A 10,299-nucleotide genomic window follows, 5' to 3' on the forward strand; every position below is an offset into this window, starting at 1 on the left:
AGATTAGTGAGATGCTCTTCTTTTTTCAATCACTTTCGATGTTGAGAGTGGGGTATAAATCAGTAATTTATAAATACACAGCACCTATAAAAATGAGGATACCATCAGAAATTTATTCAGTAGAAACCGAGTAACAAACCAATGCAGCTTTCAAATATCCAGCAGTTTTTGACAAAATGGGGGCAAAAACGTTTCACTAATAAGTAATTGACGCCCATACCAATCATAACGTGTCTGCCTTTGCCAGCCCTCAGTAGTATGCTGAATAGAGCGATAATTGGGTAAAGTGCGACTGCGTTTAAATAGCACGTAACCGATAGGCGTGCCTTTGAGCTGTTGCAAACGCCGTGCGCGACCTTTAAGACTGGGAAGTGGAAAAACACTTTGCGCGGCTACCCATGGGCGCTCATCATTACCATATAGCTGCGCCTCGCGTACCCAAGCCAGCATCGGACGATTCAGCATGGCGCCTTGGATGCCCAATTGCTGCTTTTGGATGAGGGACAGCTGTCGATAGCCTTCAAAGCTGCGCTCTACGCGCAGTGGCTGTCCTGCTTTTACCTCTAATAAGGCAGTGAGAGAACCTTCGGTATTGAGCCAAGACAATAGCTCAACAGGCGGTGATGAATGGGCAGAAAAAGAGAGATTACTAGGCATAATTAACGGCTAATCATAAAGTATTAAAAAAGACAAATATTAAGGGGTATCTATGGCGTATTAAAGTTAGGCATATTATCGGCATTAAACGGCAATGCTTCAAACGCTTGCTGGCGATACTGTGCCATGTGCAATCGATCCTCACGACAGAAGTTACTAATCGCTGGTACAAAACGCGGATCATAAATACGGTGGATAGAATGCGTCGTCGTGGGTATGAAGCCACGTACCAACTTATGCTCACCCTGCGTACCGGGGTCAAAGTACATCAAACCCTGCTCGATGGCAAACTCAAGTCCTTGATAATAACACAGCTCAAAGTGCAAGCTATCGTACTCACCCAGCGCTCCCCAATAACGACCATAAAGGGTAGCATTTTTGCTCTCAGGGTCATTATATGAAACAGGCCTATCATATAAAAATAAGCTACTCGCGATAATCTCACCCGTCGTATCGAGTGCTTGGGCTAGCATCAGATGCTCAGGCATAGTCGCTGCCAATGCCCTAAAAAAATCTATGGTCAAATAAGGTTGCTGACCGCGCACTGCATAAGTCATCACATAACAGTGATAAAAGGCCTTCCAGTCATCCTCGGTAATCGCCTCACCACATTTGCGCTGACAGGTGATACCTTGCTCGGCAACCTTGCGCCGCTCGGCCCGTATCGTCTTACGCTTTTTGGCTTTTAGGGTCATCAAAAATGCATCAAAATCTGCAAAAGGCTGACTGTCATTGAGCAAGTCTTTATTTTGCCACAAAAACTGACAACCCTGCCGCTCAAGTATGGGCATATCAATAGCGGTCGGGATAGTACTGTTGTTTTGGGCGGCAAGCGCCCGTTCTATATCAATATCAGTAGGCATAGCTTCCTGAGCGACAGACGCCAATTCAGGCGTAACAAACAACCCATGCCAGCTCGAGGCACCCACTTGCTGAGCAATATCATCCACGCCTGCGATGGCTGTTTTTATAATATCTGGCGTTAAATCCTCAGCTTTTGCCAACCATAAACGCTGACCCGTAATCGGAGTATAAGGCACGCTGGTGACCAGCCTTGGATAGTAGTCGACACCATAGCGCGCGTAAGCTTCTGCCCATGCATGATCAAACACAAACTCACCGCGGTGATGGCCTTTTATAAAAACTGGTAATACAGCAACTGGTTGTGTTATCGCTTTATCTGCCACTTCATCTGTGATGCGGTGCACCAAAACAAATAACGGCAACCAGCCCGCCTGCTCACCAATCGCCCCCGTATCAATAAGCGCTTGCCAAAATGCAAACGACATAAAAGGGCTATCGGGTGTTTGCCAGTCGCCTAGGCTTTGCCAGCTGATATCATTGAGTAGCGCATACTGTAAACTCATGGTCATATTCTTTATCGCACTCTACTATTAATTTTTTGGTTATGGGCTAGCGTAGCAAATTCTGACTAAGTTTCTGTCAAAATTTGCGTATTAAATAAAAACCTTTTATAGAGATGAATAAATCTAGCATAAAAAAAGCCGTCTATAATATAGATAGCCTCACTCATGATTGCATAACCTTACCTATTATCACGGCATGTTTATGCTTTACTTATCTTCAAAAACACCATGCTTGAAAACATCGCTTAAAAACACATTGCTTATAAACAAAATACAGTGTGAGTATAGTTTGGATATAGAAAAGATGATATCTTCGCTAATGACTGATAGAATAACCCTGCTTATATCATAATATAATTAATATGCAGGGTAAATATTCGACAATAGTATGTTTGGTTCATTATTCGATATTGACAACCTGTAATATTCATAACGACTCTGCCAAACACCTTGTGCGCAGTATATTTCCCGCCACTGTAATCGCGAGCATAACAGTATCTTCATAAAAAAATTAACGCCAGTTAATGAAAGAAGATAAGCAAAATTAACACTCTCCGCACGATTACCTACAATGTACGTAAGCCCATAGCCTCTTATCAAACAAGAGCCATATATATATCTACTGAACCATTGCACTATTTTTAAAAATTATTATTACCAACAAAGGAATGCTGACCAATGTCAAAAATCATTTATACCAAAACGGATGAAGCCCCAGCGCTAGCCACTCTATCTTTCTTGCCCATCGTTAAGGCATTTACCAAAACAGCAGGAATTGAGATTGAAACTGCTGACATCTCGTTAGCAGGGCGTATTATTGCCTTATTTTCAGAGTTTTTACCTGAAGAGCAGCGTATCCCAAGTGCATTCGTAGCGTTAAGTGAACTGGTAAAAAAACCTAAAGCAAATATTATTAAATTGCCAAATATCAGTGCTTCTATCCCGCAGTTGAAAGCCGCGATTAAAGAGTTACAAGATAAAGGTTATGATCTACCAGATTACCCAGATCATCCAGAAACAGATAAAGAAAAAGACGCTCGCATTCGTTATGACAAGATTAAAGGCAGTGCCATGAACCCTGTCTTGCGTGAAGGTAACTCTGACAGACGTGCGCCAAAAGCGGTCAAAGCTTTTGCTAGAAGTAACCCACATTCAATGGGTGCATGGAGTGCTGATTCTAAGTCACACGTGGCCACTATGGACCATGGTGATTTTGCTGATACCGAAGAATCAGTCACTATCGACAAGGCTACAGATTATCGTATTGAGTTTACAAGCGAGGACGGTACAGTTACTGAACTAAAAGCACCTGCACCATTACTAGCTGGTGAATTGATTGATGCCGCTATCTTAAGCCATGATGCACTAACTGAATTCTTAGAAGAGCAAGTTGAAGACGCCAAAGCAGAAGATGTGTTGTTTTCACTCCATCTAAAAGCCACTATGATGAAGGTCTCTGACCCTATTATCTTTGGTGAAGCAGTAAAAATCTTCGGTGGTGTTCTAAAAAGTATGCTGGCGATAAAAGTCAATAAGAAATCTATGCTAAGTTCTCTGATTCTATAGGGCTTTTCAAGGCTTCAAAATTGTTCAAATTTTAATCAGCATACTTTTTGACACACCACCAAATCTTCTTTAAAGAATTATTTGCTAAGCACGGTGATACTTTTAAAGAATTAGATGTCGACGTAAATAATGGCTTTAGCAACCTACTCTCTAAAATAAAAGAGCTGCCTGAAGAGAAGCGTCAGGAGATAGAAACGGATATTGAGAGCATTTACCAGAGTAATCCAGACCTGGCGATGGTCAATTCAGACAAAGGCATTACCAACCTACATGTACCGAGCGATGTGATTGTGGATGCGTCAATGCCAGCGATGATTCGTAGCTCAGGTAAAATGTGGGGTGCTGATAATGAGCTGCACGATACCAAGGCTGTTATCCCTGATAGTAGCTACGCTTGCATCTATGATGAAACCATCAAATTCCATAAAGAGCATGGCGCATTTGATCCAACCACGATGGGCTCAGTACCTAACGTTGGCTTGATGGCACAAAAAGCTGAAGAATACGGCTCACATGATAAAACCTTCCTCATACCATCCGCGGGCAAGGTACAAGTGCTTGATAGCGAAAGCAATGTATTGACCGAGCATCAAGTAGAAGCAGAAGATATTTGGCGTATGAATCAGGTAAAAGACGCGCCTATCCAAGATTGGGTAAAACTGGCCGTGACTCGCGCCCGTGCTAGCAACATCCCAACTGTCTTTTGGTTAAACCACAAACGTCCTCATCATGCAGAATTGATCAAAAAAGTAGAAAAATACCTAAAAGATTATGACACTGAAGGCTTAGATATTCGTATCATGCCAGTTCGTGAAGCCACTCGCTTTACCTTAGAGCGCTTAAAAGAAGGTAAAGACACCATCTCTGTCACTGGTAACGTACTACGAGATTACCTAACCGACTTGTTCCCAATCTTAGAGCTGGGCACCAGTGCAAAAATGCTATCAATCGTACCGCTAATGAATGGTGGCGGCCTATTTGAGACGGGTGCGGGTGGTTCAGCACCTAAGCATGTACAGCAGTTGGTTGAAGAAAACCACTTACGCTGGGACTCATTAGGTGAGTTTTTAGCCTTGGCGGTCTCTTTAGAGCATTTGGCAGAACACGAAGACAATGCCAAAGCGCAAATTTTGGCAGATACGCTTGATACAGCGACAGAAAAACTGTTATTGAATAACAAATCACCATCACGCAAAACGGGTGAGCTGGATAACCGTGGTAGCCATTTCTATCTGGCTATGTACTGGGCTGAAGAACTTGCCGCGCAGGACCAAGATAGTGAGCTAAAAGAGACGTTTGCGCCACTGGCCAAAAAACTTGCCAGCAATGAAGAGGCTATTGTTAAAGAGCTAAATGACGTTCAAGGTAAACCGGTAGATATCGATGGCTACTACTTCTTTGATGAAGCATTAGCGACAGAGGTAATGCGCCCAAGCCAATTATTAAACGAGACTATCGCTTCTTTATAATTGTGTTTTAAAGCATTTTAAACCTATAAAAAATACCCCGACAGTCTAAGGCTGTTGGGGCATTTTTTATAGAAAAGATGATATTTTTATCGATGACTGATAGAATAAGGGTCTTAACATCTTAATGTAATTTAGATACATTAGAAACAACCGAAAACACTACACTTAGTTCATTATGCGATATTGACATCGCATCAGACTTATAATCAGTTAACTACAATGTAGCGTCCACGATCTACTTTCAAACCATTCAGAAAAGCAGGCCGTTCAGACAAGACAGTCAAACTGCCTTCTTAACGAAACAAAAGCTCTAAGCAGACTCTCGAAGTCTCCAAGAGATTGCCTATAAAAATTAGCAACACACTATTTAGTCTAATCGCATGACCCATTATTACATAAGGGCGGCATAGGACTATTGAATTATATTTGACCCTTATTATTAATTACAACCAAAAGGAATGTCCTACTAATGTCAAAAATTATTTATACAAAAACTGACGAAGCACCAGCGCTAGCGACCTTGTCATTCTTGCCTATTGTCAAAGCATTTACCCAAACCGCAGGCGTTTCTGTCGAAACCAGCGATATTTCTGTTGCTGCGCGAGTATTGGCTGAATTCCCTGAATACTTAACTGAGGAACAGCGCGTTCCTGATAATTTGGCTGAGCTAGGTCGTCTGACCCAAGATCCAGACACCAACATCATTAAACTGCCTAACATCAGTGCCTCTGTCGGCCAGCTAAAAGCTGCTATCAAAGAGCTACAAAGCAAAGGCTTCGCCATACCTGATTTTCCAGATGATCCTAAAACCGAAGAAGAAAAAGAAATTCGTAAACGCTATGGCAAAAGCCTAGGCAGCTCGGTCAACCCAGTATTGCGTGAGGGTAACTCAGACCGCCGTGCACCAAAAGCGGTTAAAAACTACGCGCGCAAACATCCGCACTCTATGGGTGAATGGAAGCAATGGTCAAGCACGCACGTATCGCACATGCACAGCGGCGATTTTTATGATGGCGAGCAATCTCTCACACTAGACAAAGCGCGTACAGTACGTATGGAGCTGTTGACTGATAGTGGTGAGACTAAAGTCTTAAAACCAGAAATTGCGCTGCTCGATAAAGAAGTCATCGATCTGATGTTTATGAGCAAAAAAGCATTGCTTGATTTTTATGAGCGTGAAATGGAAGATTGCCGCGAAGCAGGTATCCTATTTTCATTGCACGTAAAAGCCACGATGATGAAAGTATCGCACCCTATCGTCTTCGGTCATGCGGTTAAAACTTATTATAAAGATGCTTTCCAAAAACACGGCGCGTTGTTTGATGAGCTGGGCATCAACGTCAATAACGGTATGGCCTCGTTATACGACAAAATTAAAGAGCTGCCAACCTCTCTACAAGAAGAGATTGAACGTGACCTGCATGCCTGCCAAGTGCATCGTCCTCGCCTCGCCATGGTGGATTCTAATAAAGGAATTACCAACTTCCATTCGCCAAGTGACGTGATCGTCGATGCGTCAATGCCAGCGATGATTCGCTCAGGTGGTAAAATGTGGGGCGCTGATGGCAAAATGTATGACTGTAAAGCGGTGATGCCTGAGTCTACCTTTGCCCGTATTTACCAAGAAATGATTAACTTCTGCAAGTGGCATGGCAACTTTGACCCAACCACAATGGGTACAGTTCCTAACGTTGGTTTGATGGCTCAAAAAGCAGAAGAGTACGGCTCACACGATAAAACCTTTGAATCTAGCGACACGGGCGTCGCTCGTATTGTAGACGTTGACACGGGTGAAGTATTGCTTGAGCAGCCTGTCGAAGAAGGTGACATCTGGCGCATGTGTCAGGTCAAAGACGAGCCTATCCAAGACTGGGTAAAACTTGCTGTACGCCGCGCACGCGAATCAGATACGCCGGTCATCTTCTGGTTGGACCCTTACCGTCCACACGAAAACGAGCTAATCAAAAAGGTTCAAACGTACCTAAAAGATTACGATACCGACGGCCTGCACATCGAAATCATGTCACAGGTTCGTGCCATGCGTTATACCTTAGAGCGCGTTGCTCGCGGTCTTGATACCATCTCTGCCACCGGTAATATTTTACGTGATTACCTAACAGATTTGTTCCCAATTCTAGAGTTAGGTACCAGTGCCAAAATGCTGTCTGTCGTACCTCTAATGAAAGGCGGCGGTTTGTTTGAAACAGGCGCTGGTGGTTCTGCACCGAAACACGTTCAGCAGCTGGTAGAAGAAAACCACTTGCGTTGGGATTCATTGGGTGAGTTTTTAGCCTTGACGGAGTCTTTGGAGCATTTATCAACGAATGACAACAATCCCAAAGCTAAAATATTGGCTGATACGCTGGATAAAGCGACAGAAAAACTGTTGTTAAATGACAAGTCACCATCACGTAAAACCGGTGAGCTTGATAACCGTGGTAGCCATTTCTATCTGGCCATGTACTGGGCTCAAGAGCTTGCTGCACAAGAGCAAGATAGCGAGCTAAAAGCACAATTTGCTCCACTGGCGCAAAAGCTTGAGAGCAGTGAAGACGCTATCGTCAAACAGTTCAACGAAGCGCAAGGCAAACCTATGGATCTTAAAGGTTATTACTTGGCAGATGAAGCAGTAGCTGAGCAAACCATGCGTCCAAGTAGCTTATTCAATGAAGCATTAGCATCGTTGTAATCTGCTGATATAACTTGGCTTAGTTTTATTAGCTTCGGTTCATCGGCTCAAACTGCTTTTTACTTAAGCATATTTAAGCCTTTATTAGTTCAAAATAAAAATGCCCCTCAGATGTGAGGGGCATTTTTTTGTGTTCATTATATGAAAGAGCAATCACATTGATATCTATTCTAAGCGATTATACATAGCATCATTAATCATGATAAAGATATGATTGATCCAATTTTAAAAGGATATAGTGCTGCTGGGATTCATTTTTCGCAGCTTCTGTCAGCGCAGACAAGCACGCCCTAGTTATAAAACCATCATAAAAAATCCATTTAACCATAGCGCAACCACAAGACTGTTATAATAATAAGCAAAGTAACAAAAAGACTTTATATAAAATCAATAAAGTTATAGCTTATCGTGTTGATTTAAAAAATAATGTCTTGTAAGTCTCATATAAGCACAATAGAATGCTGCAAACTCAGGAAATACCATATTATGCCGACCTCTAGTCTCATTTTATTTAATAAACCTTATGGGGTACAAAGTCAGTTTCGTGATGACAGCAATAATAACCACACTACCCTCTCGCAGTATTTTACCGATAAATCTTTACGGGTTGCTGGCAGGCTCGATGCGACCTCAGAGGGTCTGCTCATTTTGACCAGCGATGGACGGGTCAATAAAGCCATTACCCAACCACCATCCGCAAAGAGCTTTGCAAAAAACACCCATAAACAAGGTAAAACTTACTTGGTACAAGTTGAAGGCACTGCAACGACAGCACAGCTAAATGAGCTGACTTCTGGCGTCAAACTAAAGGACGGCAAAACATTGCCTGCGACTGCGATGATGGTAGCAGAAACCGACTTGCCCATCGAGTTATGGCAGCGTGAGCCACCTATCCGTGAGCGTAAAAACGTACCTACGTCATGGTTGATGCTGACTATTTATGAAGGTAAGAATCGTCAAGTCAGACGTATGACTGCCCATGTCGGACTGCCTTGCCTGCGCTTGATACGCTGGTCAGTTGCGGGTTTTGAGTTGGGCGATTTAGCCGTTGGTGAGTTTGTACGCATTCATTTAAACAGCGAACGCTGCCAGCAGTTAGGAGTTATCGGTTAGGATTTTATAAGTTCGAGCATAATAGGTTCGAGCATATTGAACGAGTCTTTTGAATATAAAGTCATTATATTACGACTTATTAAACGTAGCGTCTCGAATGAGTAAGGTTTATCTGCTAAGCTCCAGCACTTAGCTGATTATATATCATAGGTCTCATTCATTTATCATTCGATTTTTTATAATAGGGATATGTCATGATTGTTTCTCGTCGTTTTGTCTTGTTGGCCAGCAGTATTTCTGCTGCACTTATATTGAGTGCCTGTCAGCCGAAAACAGAAGACAACGACGCAAAATCTAGCGAAGCAGCCAGCCCAACAGTTACTGATACAGCTGATAGTCAGAATGACGTTGAGGCGAATGATGAGCTCTTGGAAAGCGAAGATCTCGCTGATGAAAGCCAAATGACTGATATGCTCAAAGACTATACAAAGTCGATGACTAGAATGCATGACGAGATGATGATTGGTATGGGCTACAACGATCCTGATACCGCCTTTGCCAAAAGCATGCTTGGGCATCATCGCGGCGCGTTAGAACTCGCAAAAATCCAACTAAAATACGGCTCAGATGAGGCGATGCGTCACCTTGCCCAAGATATTATCACCGCCCAGCAATTAGAAATCAATATTTTGAACAAATGGCTTGCCAGCCACCCTGATGCGCCCAAGCCAAAACCCAATACTGAAGCGATGCAGCAGGCGTACGAGAGGAGTATGGATGTCTTGAATGCCAACATGGTATTAGGCATCGCCGACCCTATCCCTGACATGGCATTTGCACGTGGCATGCTGCCGCACCATATTAGCGCGGTAAAGATGGCAAATATTCAGCTAAAATACGGCACTGATGAAGAAATGCGGCAATTGGCACAAGATATTATCGATACCCAGCAGGCTGAAATTGAGCGCATGGAAGATTGGATTGAACATTTTAAGGCTAATAAGATTGCTGATAAAGGTATTGAAGATGGGAGTATCGAGGATGAAAGTGATGAGGATGAAGCAGACAATCAATCGCCTGAGCTGGCTTCTTAGATATTGACTTAATACTTAGTTTTTTTGAAAAACATTAAGAACACTGATAGCTATTACACAAAACCTCTGCTAAATATTGTTTAGCAGAGGTTTTTATCTCTTAGATTAACACACCAAGTGCAACGCTAAATTATATTATAGAACACCTGATTGGGCGTTTTAAACCCTAAGCGTTTTCTTGGTCTGTTGTTTAGTTTATTCTCAATGTCCTGTATCTCATTATCAGAGACTTGTCTAAAGTCACAACCCTTAGGCAAGAACTCTCTGATTAATCCGTTGGTATTCTCGTTGGTTCCTCGCTGCCATGACGCATAAGCATCGGCAAAGAAGAAGGAAGTAAAGAGCTTTCGTTTCACCTTCTTATGCTGAGCAAACTCTTTACCATTGTCAGAGGTAATGGTCTT

General features: G+C 42.7%; 6 protein-coding genes and 1 pseudogene. 4 read left to right on the forward strand and 3 right to left on the reverse strand.

Going from position 1 to position 10,299, the window contains the following annotated elements; all coding sequences use genetic code 11:
• Window positions 1-150: 150 nt before the first annotated feature.
• On the reverse strand, window positions 151-657 hold the full coding sequence (locus EI161_RS11595) for a chorismate--pyruvate lyase family protein (protein WP_192522657.1): 507 nt from the start codon (window positions 655-657) through the stop codon (window positions 151-153).
• A 50-nt stretch (window positions 658-707) separates the two neighbouring features.
• On the reverse strand, window positions 708-2,024 hold the full coding sequence (locus tag EI161_RS11600) for a GNAT family N-acetyltransferase (RefSeq protein ID WP_192522656.1): 1,317 nt from the start codon (window positions 2,022-2,024) through the stop codon (window positions 708-710).
• Between the two features lie 678 nt (window positions 2,025-2,702).
• Between EI161_RS11600 and EI161_RS15110 the strand changes: the two are divergent.
• The 4 genes and pseudogenes from EI161_RS15110 (at window position 2,703) to EI161_RS11625 (ending at window position 9,895) form a co-directional block, all read left to right on the forward strand.
• Window positions 2,703-5,059: pseudogene (locus EI161_RS15110) on the forward strand (NADP-dependent isocitrate dehydrogenase).
• A gap of 469 nt (window positions 5,060-5,528) precedes the next feature.
• A complete protein-coding gene (locus tag EI161_RS11615) occupies window positions 5,529-7,748 on the forward strand; it encodes an NADP-dependent isocitrate dehydrogenase (RefSeq protein ID WP_192522654.1) in 2,220 nt (739 codons plus the stop codon).
• Between the two features lie 486 nt (window positions 7,749-8,234).
• Entirely contained in the window at window positions 8,235-8,861 is a 627-nt protein-coding gene (locus tag EI161_RS11620) for a pseudouridine synthase (RefSeq protein ID WP_192522653.1), read from the forward strand.
• A 194-nt stretch (window positions 8,862-9,055) separates the two neighbouring features.
• Window positions 9,056-9,895, forward strand: a complete 840-nt coding sequence (locus tag EI161_RS11625; RefSeq protein ID WP_192522652.1) for a DUF305 domain-containing protein — start codon at window positions 9,056-9,058, stop codon at window positions 9,893-9,895.
• 125 nt (window positions 9,896-10,020) lie between these two features.
• Here the strand turns inward: EI161_RS11625 and EI161_RS11630 are convergent.
• Window positions 10,021-10,299, reverse strand: a 279-nt coding sequence (locus EI161_RS11630) for an IS30 family transposase (protein ID WP_192524318.1), incomplete at its 5' end; no start/stop codon positions are given.

The organism is Psychrobacter sp. FME5, from assembly GCF_014861375.1.
Lineage (GTDB): Bacteria > Pseudomonadota > Gammaproteobacteria > Pseudomonadales > Moraxellaceae > Psychrobacter.

Excerpts from the sequence above, each read along its gene's own strand:
- EI161_RS11595 (WP_192522657.1), bottom strand. The coding sequence starts at position 657 with ATGCCTAGTAATCTCTCTTTTTCTGCCCATTCATCACCGCCTGTTGAG.
- EI161_RS11600 (WP_192522656.1), bottom strand. The coding sequence starts at position 2,024 with ATGAGTTTACAGTATGCGCTACTCAATGATATCAGCTGGCAAAGCCTA.
- EI161_RS11615 (WP_192522654.1), top strand. The coding sequence starts at position 5,529 with ATGTCAAAAATTATTTATACAAAAACTGACGAAGCACCAGCGCTAGCG.
- EI161_RS11620 (WP_192522653.1), top strand. The coding sequence starts at position 8,235 with ATGCCGACCTCTAGTCTCATTTTATTTAATAAACCTTATGGGGTACAA.
- EI161_RS11625 (WP_192522652.1), top strand. The coding sequence starts at position 9,056 with ATGATTGTTTCTCGTCGTTTTGTCTTGTTGGCCAGCAGTATTTCTGCT.